The sequence below is a fragment of the Flavobacterium sp. EDS genome (assembly GCF_020991525.1).
Taxonomy (GTDB): domain Bacteria; phylum Bacteroidota; class Bacteroidia; order Flavobacteriales; family Flavobacteriaceae; genus Flavobacterium.
Genome location: NZ_JAJMOZ010000003.1, coordinates 173,901 through 191,269 on the forward strand (window position 1 = coordinate 173,901; position 17,369 = coordinate 191,269).

At 29.1% G+C, this 17,369-nt stretch carries 12 protein-coding genes; all 12 read left to right on the forward strand.

The genetic code is table 11. From position 1 onward, the window contains the following. The first annotated feature begins 328 nt into the window (after positions 1–328). On the forward strand, positions 329–1,684 hold the full coding sequence (locus LPB87_RS06190) for a sigma-54 dependent transcriptional regulator (RefSeq protein WP_230605302.1): 1,356 nt from the start codon (positions 329–331) through the stop codon (positions 1,682–1,684). Beyond that, complete coding sequence (locus LPB87_RS06195; protein WP_230605303.1) at positions 1,685–2,827, forward strand: FIST N-terminal domain-containing protein; 1,143 nt, start codon at positions 1,685–1,687, stop codon at positions 2,825–2,827. It begins immediately after the preceding gene. A 2-nt stretch (positions 2,828–2,829) separates the two neighbouring features. After that, the gene (locus LPB87_RS06200; RefSeq protein WP_230605304.1) at positions 2,830–5,856 is read left to right on the forward strand and encodes a PAS domain S-box protein; all 3,027 of its coding nucleotides are present in this window, start codon (positions 2,830–2,832) and stop codon (positions 5,854–5,856) included. Positions 5,857–5,997: 141 nt separating this feature from the next. Then, entirely contained in the window at positions 5,998–6,432 is a 435-nt protein-coding gene (locus LPB87_RS06205) for a response regulator (RefSeq protein ID WP_230605305.1), read from the forward strand. A gap of 20 nt (positions 6,433–6,452) precedes the next feature. Continuing rightward, entirely contained in the window at positions 6,453–7,181 is a 729-nt protein-coding gene (locus LPB87_RS06210; protein WP_230605306.1) for a polysaccharide biosynthesis/export family protein, read from the forward strand. 9 nt (positions 7,182–7,190) lie between these two features. Then, positions 7,191–9,341, forward strand: coding sequence for a GNVR domain-containing protein (locus tag LPB87_RS06215; protein ID WP_230605307.1), 2,151 nt, complete (start codon positions 7,191–7,193; stop codon positions 9,339–9,341). A gap of 9 nt (positions 9,342–9,350) precedes the next feature. Further along, positions 9,351–10,577 (forward strand): hypothetical protein, encoded by a 1,227-nt coding sequence (locus tag LPB87_RS06220; protein WP_230605308.1) that lies wholly within the window; start codon positions 9,351–9,353, stop codon positions 10,575–10,577. After that, positions 10,568–11,683 carry a glycosyltransferase family 4 protein gene (locus tag LPB87_RS06225; protein WP_230605309.1) on the forward strand — a complete coding sequence of 372 codons (1,116 nt, stop codon included), beginning with the start codon at positions 10,568–10,570 and terminating at the stop codon, positions 11,681–11,683. Before LPB87_RS06220 ends, LPB87_RS06225 begins: the two co-directional genes overlap by 10 nt. Before the next feature lie 74 nt (positions 11,684–11,757). Continuing rightward, positions 11,758–12,972 (forward strand): O-antigen ligase family protein, encoded by a 1,215-nt coding sequence (locus tag LPB87_RS06230; protein WP_230605310.1) that lies wholly within the window; start codon positions 11,758–11,760, stop codon positions 12,970–12,972. 136 nt (positions 12,973–13,108) lie between these two features. Further along, entirely contained in the window at positions 13,109–15,454 is a 2,346-nt protein-coding gene (locus LPB87_RS06235; RefSeq protein ID WP_230605311.1) for a hypothetical protein, read from the forward strand. Between the two features lies 1 nt (position 15,455). Then, positions 15,456–16,145 (forward strand): acyltransferase, encoded by a 690-nt coding sequence (locus LPB87_RS20740; protein ID WP_305070207.1) that lies wholly within the window; start codon positions 15,456–15,458, stop codon positions 16,143–16,145. Continuing rightward, entirely contained in the window at positions 16,142–17,368 is a 1,227-nt protein-coding gene (locus LPB87_RS06245) for a glycosyltransferase (protein WP_230605312.1), read from the forward strand. Before LPB87_RS20740 ends, LPB87_RS06245 begins: the two co-directional genes overlap by 4 nt. The last annotated feature ends 1 nt before the right edge of the window (position 17,369 follow it).

Genomic DNA, 17,369 nt, shown 5'->3' on the forward strand with positions numbered 1-17,369 from the left:
CTTCAATTTTATTTGAATTATATACTGAAAGATATTTTATGCTTTAAATAAAGTTCCGTTATCGGCAAATGTATGTAAAAAACTAAATACAAACATGTTTAGTTTGCCGATAAAGAAAAATTAAATTACTTAAATATTCTCAAGATAAAGTATCTTAAGTTTTTGTTGCAAATTAGTTGGCAATTCCACTTCGCAAACGTATTGTTATCAAACATTCTTTTTTTTTATTCTTACAAAAAGTAATAAATATACGATTGAAAATTAACGACATAGTGTTTTTTTTTGTAATTTGGTATAGAATATATTGAATTTTAACAAACAGATACTTATGAAATTATTCAAAATTTTTTTAGTTGAAGATGATCCTTTTTTTGGAGAAACCTTAAAGTATCACCTTAAGTTAAATCCTGATTTTGAAGTTTTTTTGTTTAAAACGGGAAAAGAATGTTTGGATAATTTATTTCAGAGTCCTAATATAATTTGTTTAGATTTTGGATTACCAGATATAACAGGCGATTTACTTCTTAAAAAAATTCAGCAAACAAATAATCAAATTCCAATTATCATTATAAGTGGTCAGGAAGAAATTGAAGTAGCTGTTGATTTTTTAAAATCTGGTGCAAAAGATTACATTGTAAAAAGCAATCACACAAAAGAGTTGCTTTGGAATTCAATTATTAAAATCAGGGAAAATTTAAACCTTATAAATGAAGTAGAAGAACTAAAGGAAAAACTCGAGCAAAAGTTTAGTTTTGAAAATACTATAATAGGGCAAAGTGAAGCAATAAAAGCTGTTTTTAATAAAATAAATAAATCTTTAAGTACTAATATAAATGTTTCTATAACGGGAGAGACAGGAACTGGTAAAGAGATTGTTGCAAAGGCAATTCATTACAATTCTGAGAGAAAAAATAAACCTTTTGTAGCATTAAATATGGCTGCTATTCCAAAAGAATTGGTCGAAAGCGAGTTTTTTGGACATGAAAAAGGAGCCTTTACCGGGGCAGATCAAAAAACGATTGGGAAATTTGAGCAAGCCGATGGCGGAACTATTTTTCTTGACGAAATAGCTGAGCTAGATTTAAATCTTCAAAGTAAATTACTACGAGTGCTTCAAGAACGCGAAGTGACAAGACTTGGCGGAAAGGCTGTTATTAAGTTTAATGCTCGGTTAATTATTGCGACTCATAAAGATTTAAAAGAAGAGGTTAAAAAAGGAGCATTTAGAGAAGATTTGTATTATAGAATTATCGGTTTGCCAATAGAATTGCCACCTTTAAGAGAGAGAGGTAACGATATTTTACTTTTGTCAAAACATTTTATCGATTTGTTTATTAAAGAAAATAAATTGAAAACGATTACTATTACCAAAGAAGCTAAAGAAAAACTCCTTAAACATAAATTTCCAGGAAATATAAGAGAACTTAAATCTATAATAGATCTTGCTTGCGTTATGTGTGAGAGCAATGAAATTTGTGCAGAAGACTTAACTTTTGATACAATAAATGATACTGATTTTTTCTTGTCAGAAGATAAAACATTAAAAGAATTTACTTCTGAAATTATATTACATTACTTAAAAAAGAATAATGATGATGTATTAAAAACAGCCAAACAATTAGATATCGGAAAATCTACAATTTATAATTTAATTCAAGCAGGTCAAACTAAAAAAAAAATTTAAATGAAAGTAGCCACAGTTTTATTTGAAAATAATTCTTTTGTAAGAGAATCAAATAATGATAATTTAGATTTTATGGATTCCGACTTAGTTTTAGGTTTTGGATCAAGAGATTTAGTTTCTGATGATACAATTTTTAATCAGTTGAAAAATAAATTTCCATCTTCACAATTAATATTATGTTCTTCGGCTGGGGAGATTTATGGCAATGAAGTTCTTGATGATTCAATAGCTCTTACTGCAATTAAATTTTCTTCAACAGTAATTAAAACTTTTGAAGTAGATATAACGGATTTTAAGAATAGTTTTGAGGCAGGTTCTTCCCTGATTGAGAAATTTGTTCAGGAGGATTTAAAATTAGTTCTGGTACTCTCTGATGGTGGAAAAGTAAATGGGAGTGAGTTGGTAAATGGTATGAATGCCGTAAAAAAGGAAAAAGTATTAATAGTGGGTGGTCTTGCTGGTGATGCTGCTAAATTTGAAAAGACTGTTGTAGGATTGAATGCCCGACCAACTCAAGGTAAAATTATAGCTATTGGTTTTTATGGCCAAAAGTTATTAGTATCTCATGGCTCTTTGGGTGGCTGGGAAAGTTTTGGATTAGAAAGAATAGTTACAAAATCGAAAAGCAATGTTCTTTATGAAATTGATGGTAAAAATGTATTAGATCTTTATAAAAGTTATTTAGGAAAATATGCGGATGAATTACCTGGTTCTGCACTACTTTTTCCACTATCTATTAAGATTGAAGAAGTAGACGAACCCATTGTTAGAACTATTTTATCTATAGATGAAACCAATCAAACCATGACTTTTGCAGGAGATGTTCCCGAGGGGAGTAAAGTGCGTTTTATGAAGGCAAACTTTGACAGACTAATTGATGCAGCAAGTGATGCTGCGTCTTCTTGCTTAGAAGTAAATAGTTTTAGTCCAAAACTGGCTCTCTTAATAAGTTGTGTAGGAAGAAAATTAATTCTTGGAAGCCGTATTGATGAAGAAGTTGAAGCTGTTTCTGATATTTTTGGAGGCGATACTATTCTTTCAGGGTTTTACTCCTATGGAGAAATTTCGCCATTAAAACCTTTTGGAGAATGCATACTTCATAACCAAACAATGACTATTACTTGTATAAATGAAATAGAGTAGTTATGGATATTCATAAGCTTTTGCAAAGACAAATTAATAAAAATATAAGTGATGATCTTAAAAATCATCCGGATTTTCAGTCTTTTATAAAAACGGTCAACGACTCGTATCTATCATTTGAAAGAGATAAAGATTTAATGGATCATTCTTTTAAAGTAAGTGAAAATGAATACAATGAAGTAAATCAGAGTTTAAAGAAAGAATATGAATTAAAACAAGAGTCTATTTTAAAGTTATATGAAAGCCTAACAGAATTGGATGAAGGGTATCGATTAATAAATGAAAGTGAAAAAAATGATCTCCTTTTTATTTCAAAATATTTAAGTGAACAAATAACTAAAAGAAAAGAGACTGAAAAAAAATTATTTGAGACTGCCCAATTTTTAAAAATATTATTAGAAAGCTTACAATCGGGGATCTTAGTTGTAGATAATAATGATACTATATTATTTGTTAATCAGTATTTATGCGATATGCGTAATATCAATGCTCTGCCAGAGGAAATGATAGGAAAAAAACCAGCGGAATATTTAAATGATGCCCAGTTATTATTTAAAGATAGTGAAGCCTATAGAAATAGGATTAATGAAATTTTATCCAATAAAGAAATTGTAACTGGTGAAATACTTGAAACTTTAGATAATCGTTTTTTTGAAAGAGACTATATACCAATCGTGGTAGACAATGAATGCATTGGACACCTCTGGAAATCAACAGATGTAACCCAAAGAATTAAAAGTAAAAATTTATTAAAGCAAAGCGAAGAACGTAATCGCATTATCATGAACTCGTCACTTAATGCTATAGTAACAATAGATAGTACTGGAAAAATAACTTTTTGGAACAATCAAGCCGAAATTATTTTTGGATGGAAAAAAGAAGAGGTTTTAGGTAAAACATTAAATGAAACCATAATTCCGAAACGTCATAAAAAAGGCCATACAAAGGGACTTAAATATTATGAAGAAACAGGTAAAGGACCTATTTTGAATAAGCAAATCGAACTACCTGCAATAAATAATAGTGGACACGAATTTCCTATTGAAATATCAATTATACCATTGGAACACAACGGTGAAGTGTTTTTCTGCTCTTTTATGCAAGATATCTCAGAGCGAAAAAAAACAGAAACAAAACTAAAAGTTCAAGAAGAGAAATATCGCAACATTATTGCAAATATGAACTTAGGCCTCATTGAAGTTGATACTAATGAAATAATTCAATATGCTAATCAAAGTTTTGCTACTATCTCAGGATTTGAAGTTGAGGAACTTATTGGTTTGAATCCTTCAAAAACTTTTGTTCTCGGTAAGAATATTGAAATGATGAATACTAAAAATAAATTACGGGAAAAGGGTTTATCAGATGTTTATCAAATGCCAGTAAAAAATAAAAGAGGAGAATTAAGATGGTGGGCTATCGGTGGAGCTCCAAATTACGATGATAAAGGTAAATTAGTAGGGTCGATCGGAATTCACTTAGATATTACTGAGCAAAAACAAATGGAGATTGAACTTGAAAAGCAAAAAATCAAAGCAGAACAAGCCTCTAAAGCAAAGGAAGCTTTTTTAGCCAATATGAGTCATGAAATAAGGACACCACTAAATGGTATAATTGGTTTTTTAAGAGAATTAGAGAGACAACAATTAACTGATTTACAAAAAAAATACGTCGAGAATAGTACAGTAGCTTCAAAACATTTGTTATCGATCATAAACAATATATTGGATATTTCTAAAATAGAAGCAGGTGAGATGTCCCTTGAAGTAGAAGACTTTGTTTTTGAGAATATAGTTGCTAATGTCGTTAATGTACTCGAACCACTGGCAAAGAAAAAAGGACTAAAATTGATCTCACAAATATCTAAAGATGTTAATGGTGTCTTAAAAGGAGATATTTTAAGATTAGAGCAAGTATTATTTAATCTAATTGGAAACTCCTTGAAGTTTACTAATAAAGGTAAAATATATTTGAAATGCGAAGTATTAAAAGATACTAAAGTTTTTCAAAGACTACAGATTTCAGTTGTAGATACAGGAATAGGAATGGAACAAAGCTATGCTGAAAATATTTTTAATAAATTTTCGCAAGAAGACAAAGCAATTACCCGCAAATTTGGTGGTACAGGATTGGGTATGGCGATTACTAAAGAACTAATTCTGCTTATGAATGGTAAAATTAATGTGCAAAGCGAAAAAGGTTTAGGTACTACTGTTAGTTTTATAATCGATTTAGAAAAGGGGAATTTTGATAATATTAAAAAGATTCAAAATGAAATTAATGTAGACATTTCAGGCATAAATGTTTTATTGGTTGAAGATAATATTATCAATAGAATGGTTGCTATTAATTCTTTAAACTATTTTAATTGTGTTGTTACCGAAGCAACCAATGGTATTGAGGCGATTGAAATTTTAAAAAATAAAAGTTTTGATATTATATTGATGGATGTGCAAATGCCCGAAATGGATGGTATTGAAACAACAATAAAGATTCGGGAAGAATTACAATTACAAACTCCTATTATAGCCCTTACGGCAAATGCTTTTAAAAGTGAAGTTGATAAATGCAAAAATGCAGGCATGGATGATTATATCACTAAACCTTTTGAAGAGTTTGATTTAATAGAAACAATTTCAAGATTTACAAATAAACAATCAGATGCAACAAATAAACCTTGCAAAGAAAATAATGAAAAGCTCTACAATTTAAAATCATTAGATAGTATTAGTAGAGGCAACTCTGAGTTTATTACAAAAATGGTAATGATTTTTATAGATCAAATAAAAGAAGTTATTCTAAACGCAGAAATAGCTCTTGCTTCAGGCGAATTTTTAGCTATGAGCAAACTTATACATAAGATTAAACCAAGTATTGAAGGGATGGGAATAACTAGTATTGCAGATAAAATCAAAACTTTGGAAAAGATCACTAAAGAAGGAAAAGACAAAGAAAAGATTAGTAACCTATTCTCTCAAATAAAAATGGTGTTGCTTACTGTGATAGAACAATTACAAGAAGAAATTTAAAGTTAATTTCTCTATTCCTTGGAATTATTTCCAAAAAATGGAAATAATTGCTAAAAAAAACAAACGCAAACCCTTTGTTTTCAGTGTTTTTAAATTTTGGCTTGACTATAGCTTATATGTTATCAATAAAATAAGGATAACATGGAAACTAAAACTCAATTTAAATTTTTTATAGTAGATGATGATTTTTTTTGTGCGAATGTATATAATCAATATCTCATCAATATGAACTATAATGATATTACACACTATTCTAATGGTAGTGATTGTATTAATAATTTACATCAAAATCCTGATATTATTTTTTTAGATCATAATATGGAAGACATTACGGGGTTTGAAGTGCTCAAAAAAATTAAACGCTACAACCCTAATATTTATGTAATCATGATTTCAGGGCAGGAAAATATAAAAACCGCTGTTGATGCTCTAAAATTTGGTGCTTTTGATTATGTAATAAAAGGAAATGATGTTAATGAGAAAATAGCAGTAATTATTAGTAAAATAATTGCTATCAAGGAAGAATTAAAAAAAGTATGCCCAGGTCTAATTAAGCGTTTGCTATCTATTTTTTAATCAAACATACCATACCTACTATGAAAAGTTTAATTACATTTTTTTTAATAACGTTACTTTTTTGTTCCTGTAAGACTCAAAATTTATTAGTAAGTGATGCAAAAGTAAGTGATAATGATTCTTTTTTAAGCGATCCCAATTATCAATATAAAATAAGAAAAGACGATAAAATATCAATTTCAGTATGGGGAGAGGATAATTTAAGCGTAGGTTCAGTTTACGGAATTTACAATTCAAACGAGGTCTATGGAAAATGGTTAATGGTAGATGCAAATGGTACTATCGAAATACCAAAAATAGGAGCAATGTCTGTTCTTGATAAAACCGTTCCAGAGTTAAAAGAGATGATTAAAAATGAGCTTAAAAAATGGTTGATCAATCCTATAGTAGATATTAAAGTACTCAACAAAGAGATCATCGTTTTAGGAGAAGTAAGAAACCCAAATACAGTTGCAATAGACAAGGATCATGTTAGTCTTTTGGAAATGATTAGTAAAACGGGTGGATTTGAATTTTATGCCAATTTAAAATTAATTAAAATTTTAAGACAAGAAGGAGAAAACGTGAGGGTTACCAATATAGATCTTACACTTGGAGATAATATTGTAAATAGCAATATACAATTGCGTCCAGGTGACATCGTTATTGTTCCCTCCAAAAAGAATAAAGAGTTTGATAAACGAATAGCTACTATAATTCCATTGGCAACAACTATAAGTGCCGCAGCAATAATTAAAGGAATATTATAAAAAGGACTTATGAACGAAAATATACGAATACTAAAGCCATTTTTTAGAGGATTGCCTATTATAATTTTTACAGTGGTAATTTCGATATTAGGAGCAAAAAAGTACCTTAATTACGTAACTCCAATGTATGAAAGTACTGCTAAATTAAAACTAGCTGATGTTCAGGAAGGAGTTCCTAGTGCTAACCTTTTTAAAGATTTTGATGTTTTTGCTTCGGCAAATAAAATAGCAACAGAAATAGAAGTTCTAAAATCAAGCTTGTTAATAGGAAAAACACTTGATGAGCTACCATTTAATAAAGAAATATATCGAAAAGGTAATGTACGATCAGTAGAGTTGTTTAAGAACTCTCCAATCTTAGTAGATGGGACTTTTAACTCTGAAAAGGCACTAGATAAAAGATATGGTTTAGATATTATTTCAAATAAAGAATTTGTATTCTATTATCCAGATTCAGAAAAAGGAATGAATGGTTATTTTGGCAAACCTTTTTTAATTAATGGAGGTATTGTTTTGATCCATTTGAATGAGCCCTTTATAAAATCAAAAAAAGACTTAAAAATTATAGACTCTTATGAATTTGAGTTTTTAAGTAAACAAAAATTAATGGATAAGATTAATAAGAATCTTGATATTGTATCAGTTGATAAAGATGTGCCAGTAATCCGTATAAATCTTAAAAGTAATGTGCCGGAGAAGGCTGCTTTGTTTGTAAATAAATTGGCAGAAGTTTATGTAAAAGATTATATCGAAAGTAAATTTAGAGCAGCAGATACCACTGTTGATTTTTTAAAAAAAGAGATTAACAGCTCTAATAAGAAACTTTCTTCGTCAGAAAATAATATTCAAAATTTTAAAGATAAAGAGCATATCATTAATATACCCCAGGAAACGGAGACTGATTTAAGAAAAATTGCCCAGTTAAAAATAGAAAAAGTTAACTTAAAAATGAGTCTTGATGCAATAAAAGATCTAAATAAATATATCGCTAACGCAAAAGGGAGTTACTTAGATTTAGCACCAAATTTTGAAGCCTTTACAGATTTACTCTCGACAGAGATGGTTAAAAATATGAAAAGTTTGCAAGCAGAAAAAAAAGATCTACTACTCACTTATACTCCTGAGAACGAAAAAGTAAAAGTAATAGATGCTAAACTAAAAGATTTGACAGACTATCAGATAGAGAGTATAAAAAACACAGAAAACAACTTGCAAACAAAATATTCAGAACTTTCAAACGAAATAAATGAATCTGAAAAAGCTTTTATAGGACTTCCTGAAAAAGAAAAAAAATTAACTATTCTAAACAGAGATTTTAACTTGTATGAAAAAAACTATAATTTTCTCAATGAAAAAAGAATTGATGCAGAAATAGCAAAATCAGCTAAAATTGCTTTTCATAAAGTTATTAGCCCTGCCGAGATTTCGGCAACTCCCGTTTCACCAATACGATCTATAATAATTATAGTTGCTGCTATAATGGGAATGTTTGGATCTATAATATTAATATATATAGTTCATTTTGCAAAAGCAAAAGTCAATGACATATATACCATCGAAAAAAATAGTAGTATTCCTGTTGCGATTGCAACCCCATATATCAAAGTTGCTACCCATATTGAGGATCATTTTTTAAAAGAGGCATTACAAATGGAGCTAAAAGGACTCGTTCAAGACAAAGGGATTATAACAATTAGTTCTTATGATAGCACAAGAGAGCATTTGTTTCATTCTCAGAATCTTATCAAAGCTTTTCGCTCTCAGGGACGAAAAGTATTGGTTGTTGATACTACTGGCGAGTTTCTTAATCAAATAGATCACAATAACTATATCAACTTTTCGGACTCTAAATATTTAAGTGCAATCCAGTCTGTTTTTAAAAATGAAATTGAACAAAAAATGACAAATCATGAGTTGTGTATTATTCATAACCAAGCTATAAATAGGGGGAGGCTCGCATTATTGTTTATGAGTTTAGCTTCTCAAAATTTTGTTGTATTAGATAGTCGAAAGACAGCTGAAAAAACAATAATAGCCATTGAGTTATTACAAGAAGAATATCATTTACCTAATATGTCATTTATTCTTAATAAATCGGGCTATAACCCCAGTATTTTTTCATGTGCTAAAAAGATTTATAGAAAATATTTAAATAAATAAGTTTATAAAATGTACACACTAAAAGCATTACTAGTCAAAGATTCCTTTTTAGTTCTCATAGATCAAGTAATTACTAGTGGTACAAATTTTTGCTTAACACTAGTTATAGCCCAAAAATTAGACGTAAAAAGTTTTGGTTTATATTCTTCGGTTTTATTGATTGCATATCTTTTATTAAGTGTCAATAATGCCTTAATTATTCAGCCATTTCAAGTTACTATTGCAAAAACAGAAAATAAAGAGCAATACATTACAACCTTATTTTTCGGAGTACTTTTTTTATTGATTATACCCTTACTAATAATAACGGGTATATTTCATTTTCTAAAAGATAGAATTTTGTTTCAAATAAGTCCAAGTGCTGTTATTTGTTTTACAATAGGATTTTTGATTAATGATTTTTTTAGAAAATTACTCTTAGGAGTATCCAAAATAAAAAGAGTATTATTTATGGATATTCTATTCTTAATTCTGTCTTTTTTATTTTTAGTACTAAAGAAATTAGACTTATCAGAGGTTTTATTAATTTTTGGAATTATTAATTTAATTTCAACGCTCCCAGGGTTTTTATTTATGATAAAGAATTATGAAAAACCAATTGCTTGGAGGATATTTTTTGAAGCTCATTTAAAACAAGGTAAATGGCTGTTGAGTGTAGCCTTATTACAATGGTGCTCAAGTAATTTTTTTATTCTTATTTCAGGAATCTATCTGGGTATCGAGGCATTGGGTGCTTTAAGATTAGTACAATCATTTTTTGGAATCATAAATATTGGCTTACAGACAATAGAAAACTATTTCCTTCCTAAAATAGCCATGATATATGATAAAAATAGTGCGGCTGCAAAAAAGTATTTATCAAAATTAACTATAGGGGGAGCTTTTGGATTTGGTATATTAACAATATTATTTTTTGTTTTTTCTGATCAAATTATAGTATTGGCTGGAGGTTTAAAATATGAACATTATGGTTATGTAATAAAAATGGTAGCTGTTCTTTATTTCTTTATCTTTTTAGGATATCCAATAAGAATCATGATTAGGGTATTGATGCTGAATAAAGTTTTCTTTATGGGCTATTTACTTTCGTTTTTTACTTCGCTGGCTAGTTTTCATTTTCTATTAAAATATTCTGGTTTATATGGTGCTGTTACAGGGCTAATTATAAATCAAATTATAATGATTTTGTATTGGCAATATCAGTTAAACAAAAAGCAATTTCAATTATGGAAATAATTCACTTAATTCTCGGAAAAGCAAATCCTCAAAGGATGAATGGAGTTAATAAAGTAGTTCATCAATTGGCTACAAAACAACAGCTTTTTGGTGAAAAAGTTGCTGTTTGGGGAATTGCTGATAATCTTGAAATAAATTTTGAAGAAAGAAACTTTGAAACACATCTGTTTCAAAAAATGAATTTTCCCTTTTCCTTTTCAAAAGAACTTCAACAGGCAATAATTAATAAAAAAGGCAAAGCAATTTTTCACCTTCATGGAGGATGGATTCCAGTATATTATTCTTTGGCAAAATTATTTTTTAGATATAATATAAAATTTGTGCTTACTCCCCACGGAGCTTATAATGTTATTGCTATGAAAAAGAGTGCTACTTTGAAGAAAATATATTTTTATTTTTTTGAAAAAAAAATACTGCAAACGGCTCAAAAAATTCACTGTATTGGTAAAAGCGAGGTACACGGTTTAAAAAGAATATTTGATACTGATAAATTCATTTTGTTACCCTATGGCTTTGAAAATAACATGGCAATAGAGTTAAAGACGATTACTGATGAAAACATAGTTTTTGGGTTTATAGGCAGATTAGATATTTATACGAAAGGCTTGGATACTTTGGTAAAAGCATTTAAAAAGTTTCATGTTAAAGAACCCTCTTCAATGTTATGGATAATTGGAGACAGTAAAGAAAAAAATGAGCTACAAAATATTATTTCTAAAAATTTATTAGATAATAGCGTTATTTTTTACGGAAGCAAATTTGGTAAGGAAAAGGATGAATTATTGCAAAAAATGGATGTCTTTGTTCATCCTTCAAGAAATGAAGGTTTGCCACTCTCAGTGATAGAAGCATCTAGTTACGGAAAACCTTGTATTGTAACAGATGCAACTAATATTGGTTATGAAGTAGTAAAATACAATTCTGGCAAAACAATTTATAGTCAAAGTAGTAAAAAATTAGAAGCCGCTATGAGTGAAATTTTTCTAGACTATAAAAATCATGATAAATTTATTGAGATGCAGCGCAATGCTATAAAAATGGTAAAAGAAAATTACAATTGGAATGAACTACTCTTAAAATTCAATACAGATTTATATCAAATATGATGGAAAAGCAAATCATTAACCACGAACCCTTTTTAAAAACAATAAACAATTATATGTTTATTGTTTTGCTACTTATGATAGCTTGTTTTTTTACATGGAGTGAAAATGTAAATATTACAAGAGCCATAAAAGTTGTTGGGCGAATGGGACTTATGCTTTCTTCGATTGCTATATATTATAAAATAATTCGTTATGGCGCAGTAAGCACCTTAAGTTACAAAAATATATTTTCACCCTTATTTTATTTTGGTTATTTAGCATTGGGTTTTTTATCCTTTATGTGGAGTACAAACCCAGGTTTTAGTGCCTTACAATGGTTTATGACTTTTCAAAGCTTTGCTTTTGCTTTCTTTTTTATCAAAAGTATCAAAATATTAGACGCCTTTTTTGTGGGGCATACAATTCGACTTTATCATCTTTTAGGGAATTCCGTGTTTGTTTTGCAAACCATTTTTGTTGTGGGAATGTGGATCGATCCTGATACGTTTTTCAGGCTTACCAATGGAGGAGAAGAAGCCAGATTGGGTGGTGTAATGATGAATCCGAACGAACTAGGAATGCTCGCTGGAGTCGGTGTTGCCTGCCTTATTTTTGATTTATATAGAAAAAAAAGTAAAGTATGGACCATAATAAAAATACTTGTAATATTTTATGCTTTATTCATGACAGGCTCAAGATCTTCGTTGATAGGAGTACTTTTAATTATTTTTTTTCATATCAATCAAACTAAAAAGAAAGGATTAAAATTAGCTATTATAGCCGGAGTGCTCATGGTAGTTCCTTTTGCGATAAATCAAATTATTTTAAAAGGAGGCGATCAAAAACGATTGGAAGAAATACTCACCTTAACTGGGCGATTGCCTTTTTGGCAAGCATTAATAACCGAAGGCTTGCCTAGAGAACCACTTTTAGGCTTTGGTTATATGAGGATCGATTATAAAGAGTTTTTTCAAAGTGTTCATACTTATCCTGGTAAGATGACGCACAATACTTTTATGCAAGTATTAATGAATTTAGGTTTTATTGGTCTTTGCATAGCTATCTTTCAATTATTTTTTACTTTTCGCGCATTCATCAGCGAGGATAAAGAAAATCGTCTGATGCTCATCGGAATCCTTATTCCTGTCTTAATAAATTCGTTTACAGAGTTTGGAATTTTTGGGGAAAGTAATTATGGAATTTTGTTTTATCAAATGATCATTTTTTCAGTTTGTTTTAAAAGTAATAAACATTTTACCTCTGAGCAGAAGATTTATTTGCGAAAAAGAAGACCTGACCTTGTCACATAATTAATTTCCAAAATAATGTTCTTTTTCCAAAATATGGAAATTAAAAACAATTTAAATTATTTAATCTATTGATTTTCAAGTATTTATGTTTTAGGCACGATTTTCCAAATATAATGATTAATAAAACTTTTTTATTATGGAAAATATATTTAGCAAAATCGGATACACTATTTCTAATCAAAAAAATAGTGAACTGGATATAGTTCAGGATGTTCTATTTATTAAAAATCTAAATGGAACTATTAGATGGATTTGGAACGCAAATGATAGAGAACCTCTTTTCTTGAAATTTTATAATATTGGAGGTATTAGAGCTAAAATATTCAGTTTGGCAGTTAAAGTCATTTTTGGCTTAAAAGTGCAGAAAATAGTTTTCAATAAAATGACTTATTATTTTAAGAAACAAGAAAAAACTTTTTTTGATTGTACAGATAACTGGGCTTTATTTACAGGAACTGTTGGTGTTAATAATAAAGCCATTTTATATACTGATGGATCATTCTTTAAAATAGCAACTACTGACAATGCTAAAAGGTTAATTAAATCAGAGCATAAGATTTTATCTAATGGAACTTTTGATTTTTTTCAGACACCGGAGTCAAAACAAATTTCAGAGGATATAATCCAACTTTCAGATATTACTTGTGGAGGAATACGTACTAATAAAATAGGAATTGCTCATCTAAAAGCACTAACAGAAATGAATTTTAGAGGACAGCATTTAATCCAAATTAAAGATTGGGAATTATTTAGCGATTTAAAATTTGACTTTTTTAAGATTATAGATACTAGGCTTCCTACAAATATGATGAGAAAAATTGGAATACTTTTAAACAGAGTTTCTGAAGAAGATTATATTAATGTTTCCCTTTCTCATGGTGATTTTACCTCATGGAATATGTTTGAGGCTGAAGATAAAATTTCATTGTATGATTGGGAGTTATTTGCTTTTGACAGATCTACAGGATTTGATTATTTTCATTTTATTATACAACAAGGAATTTTGGTAGATAAAAAATCCTGGAAAGAAATTTATGTTGACATAAAAGAGCAATGTAGTGGAGAATCTGCCAATTTTTTATTTAATTATGATTTAGAAATACTCGATAAATATTTAAAATTTTACCTTCTTATAAATTGTATTAATTACCTGAAAACATATGCAGAACAGGATAAATGGCATATACAAGTTCATTGGTTATTGCAAGTTTGGAATGATGCTTTAAATAGTTTTGTTATAAAAGAAAAAACGGCAAGAGAACTTGTAATTATGGATGTTTTCGATGCGTTGCAAAATCAAGAGTACGCAACGATTAAATTTCATAATGGTTATCCTGAACAGCTTTGTGTTAATTCAGATATTGATATTTTACTGAACAAAGATCTATCTGAATCAATCTCTAAATTAGTTAAAAACCATTCATTAGTTGTAAAAGTTTCTCAAAATAAAAAATCATTTATGAACACTTTACAGTTAGTAATGACTGATGGATCAATTTTATCAATCGATTTAATATGGGAATTAAAGAGAAGAAATATAGTTTTTATGGACGCAAAAAAAGCTATTGAAAATGCTTATATTAATAATTTTGGAGTAAAAAGTTTGTGTTTTAAAGATACCCAAACTTATATAAAAGCGTTTTATATTTTAAATAATGAGGTAATTCCTGAAAAATATAAAATCTACGAAGAACAGAAAGAGAATGACTTTATTCAAAGTCAACAGGATGTTTGTTCCTCTAAAAAAGATTTACTTAAAATACTAAGAAAGAATAAACAAAACAAAGGAATCTATTATTTTAGAAACTTATTTTATTATTTGTATGATTCAATTTTTAGAAGTTTCTCCAAAGGATATGTAATAACTTTTAGTGGTGTTGATGGAGCCGGTAAATCTACTATAATTGAAAATGTGAAAAATATGATAGAAAAACAACTAAGAAAACCAGTAGTTGTTTTGCGCCATCGTCCTTCGGTATTGCCTATTATTAGTGCTCTTTTTAGAGGAAAAAAAGCTCAGGAAAGTTTTGAAAATACGCTTCCGCATTCAGGAACTAATAAAAGTTTAGTGTCATCTTTAATTCGGTTTATGTATTATTATGCTGATTATTTTTTTGGTCAGTTTATTATTTTTATCAAATATACTATCAGAGGATATGTTGTAATCTACGATCGTTACTATTTTGATTTTATAGAAGATAGTAAAAGAAGCAACCTTGTTTTGTCAAAAAAAATGGCATTCCTAGGCTATAAGTTATTACTGAAACCCAAATTCAATTTTTTTCTTTTTGCAGATTCAGAAATAATTCTGAGTAGGAAAAAAGAGTTAGATGAGAAAGTTATAAATGAATTAACTACTAACTATCGTATCCTTTTTAGTAAACTGGATAAAACAAGTAACACTACAATTTACAAAACAATCGAAAATAAAGAAATTGATCAGACGCTACATATTGTTTTACAAACTTTAATTAATAGATAATATGAAAGCTCTTTTACAAAAACTAATACAACTTCGTAATCCTGCTTTTAAATTTGATGAGAATTTAGATTCATTAGCGCTATTGCAATTTTTCTGGATACAAGGTATCGCTATTATCAGAGGATTATTTGTTTTTATTTATTTCAAAAAGGCAAAAGGACTTATGCTTGGTAGAGCAGTCACTTTTTTTAATCCTTCAAAAATACATTGGGGTAAATTTTTACGATTAGGGAATCATGTAGCAATTTCGGCCTTAGGTAAAAATGGTATTTGGTTTGGAAATAATGTAAGTATAGGAGCCTTTAGTCGAATAATTATTTCGACTTCATTAAATAATTTAGGAGACAGGATCATAATAGGTAATAATGTTGGTATTGGAGAATTTGCTTATCTAGGAGGAGCTGGAGGTCTTGAAATAGGTGATGATTGTATAATAGGACAATATTTAAGTTGTCATCCTGAGAATCATAATTATGAGCATAAAGATATTCTAATAAGACATCAAGGTGTTAGCAGAAAAGGAATAAATATAGGCAAAAATTGTTGGATTGGAAGCAAAGTGACCATTTTAGATGGTGTAGAAATAGGCGAAGGTTGTGTAATAGCAGCAGGAAGTGTAGTTACTAAATCGTTTCCTAGAGATTGTATTATTGGAGGTGTACCTTCTAAACTTTTAAAAACGAGATCATGAGCACTAAAATTATTTTGGCTAGTTGTTATGCCGTAAACCCATATAAAGGATCAGAAGACGGAATGGGATGGAACTTTATACGACAGATTGCTCGTTTTAATAAAGTAATAGCTGTTACAAGAGAAAATAATAAAGAAGCAATTGAATTGTATATGCTGCAAAATCCTGATGTTATTTACAGTAATATTACTTTTATATATTTTGATCTTCCTTACTGGATGAGATTTTGGAAGAAAGGCAGTCGTGGTGCTATGCTGTATTATTATATGTGGCAAAAAGGAATTATAGCTCATGTTAAAAGTAAGAAACTCAATTTTGATATAGTTCATAATGTAAACTTTCACAATGATTGGACGCCAAGTTTTTTATGGAAACTAGAAAAACCTATGGTTTGGGGACCAGTAGGGCATCATCCTCTTATTCCAAGTGTTTATTTAAAACCGTATTCATTCAAATACTTTGTCAAAGATCGTCTTACCTGGCTTGTGAAGAATTTATTTTGGAACTACTCTGCAGGTCTTAAAAAGACTATAAAAAATGCAAGTCATATATGGTGTATGAACACAGGGGTGGTAGAAAAACTTAATCTTAGTGGGAATAATTATTCGGTGTTTCCGTCAGTAGCTTCAGAAGATTTTACTACAGAGAATAATGATAAAGAAAGCAACTTTCATGTTATAAGTGCCGGACGTTTTGTGCCATTAAAAGGTTTTGACCTTACTATTCGTTCTTTTATTACGTTTCTGGATTCTGTTTCTTTATCAGAACGTGCCAATTGTAAATTAACATTAGTAGGATCAGGTCCAGAAAGAGTTTTTTATGAAAAAATAATAGCTGAGAGTAATATTGAAGATAATGTTGAAATAATTGAATGGATAGAACGTAAAGAACTGATGAAGTTGTATGAAAAAGCAACTGTTTTTATGTTTCCTTCACATGAAGGAGCAGGAATGGTAGTGGCAGAGGCTTTATCGTATGGATTGCCTGTAATATGCCTTGATAACATTGGTCCGGGGCAATACATCACACCCGAATGTGGTTTTGTAGTTCCTCATTCAGATTATTGCTCAACAATTTTTAATTTGAAAGAAGCTTTAAATAAATTGTATTTGAGTAAAACATTACTTTCAGAAATGAGCGCTAATTCTAGAAAACGATATATAGAGCGATTTACATGGGAGAGTAGAGGAGAGCATTTAAATACAATTTATAATAATTTATAAG

Coding starts and splice junctions, on each gene's coding strand:
- LPB87_RS06195 (WP_230605303.1), top strand. CDS start 1,685: ATGAAAGTAGCCACAGTTTTATTTGAAAATAATTCTTTTGTAAGAGAA.
- LPB87_RS06220 (WP_230605308.1), top strand. CDS start 9,351: ATGTACACACTAAAAGCATTACTAGTCAAAGATTCCTTTTTAGTTCTC.
- LPB87_RS06230 (WP_230605310.1), top strand. CDS start 11,758: ATGATAGCTTGTTTTTTTACATGGAGTGAAAATGTAAATATTACAAGA.
- LPB87_RS06245 (WP_230605312.1), top strand. CDS start 16,142: ATGAGCACTAAAATTATTTTGGCTAGTTGTTATGCCGTAAACCCATAT.
- LPB87_RS20740 (WP_305070207.1), top strand. CDS start 15,456: ATGAAAGCTCTTTTACAAAAACTAATACAACTTCGTAATCCTGCTTTT.
- LPB87_RS06235 (WP_230605311.1), top strand. CDS start 13,109: ATGGAAAATATATTTAGCAAAATCGGATACACTATTTCTAATCAAAAA.
- LPB87_RS06215 (WP_230605307.1), top strand. CDS start 7,191: ATGAACGAAAATATACGAATACTAAAGCCATTTTTTAGAGGATTGCCT.
- LPB87_RS06200 (WP_230605304.1), top strand. CDS start 2,830: ATGGATATTCATAAGCTTTTGCAAAGACAAATTAATAAAAATATAAGT.
- LPB87_RS06205 (WP_230605305.1), top strand. CDS start 5,998: ATGGAAACTAAAACTCAATTTAAATTTTTTATAGTAGATGATGATTTT.
- LPB87_RS06225 (WP_230605309.1), top strand. CDS start 10,568: ATGGAAATAATTCACTTAATTCTCGGAAAAGCAAATCCTCAAAGGATG.
- LPB87_RS06190 (WP_230605302.1), top strand. CDS start 329: ATGAAATTATTCAAAATTTTTTTAGTTGAAGATGATCCTTTTTTTGGA.
- LPB87_RS06210 (WP_230605306.1), top strand. CDS start 6,453: ATGAAAAGTTTAATTACATTTTTTTTAATAACGTTACTTTTTTGTTCC.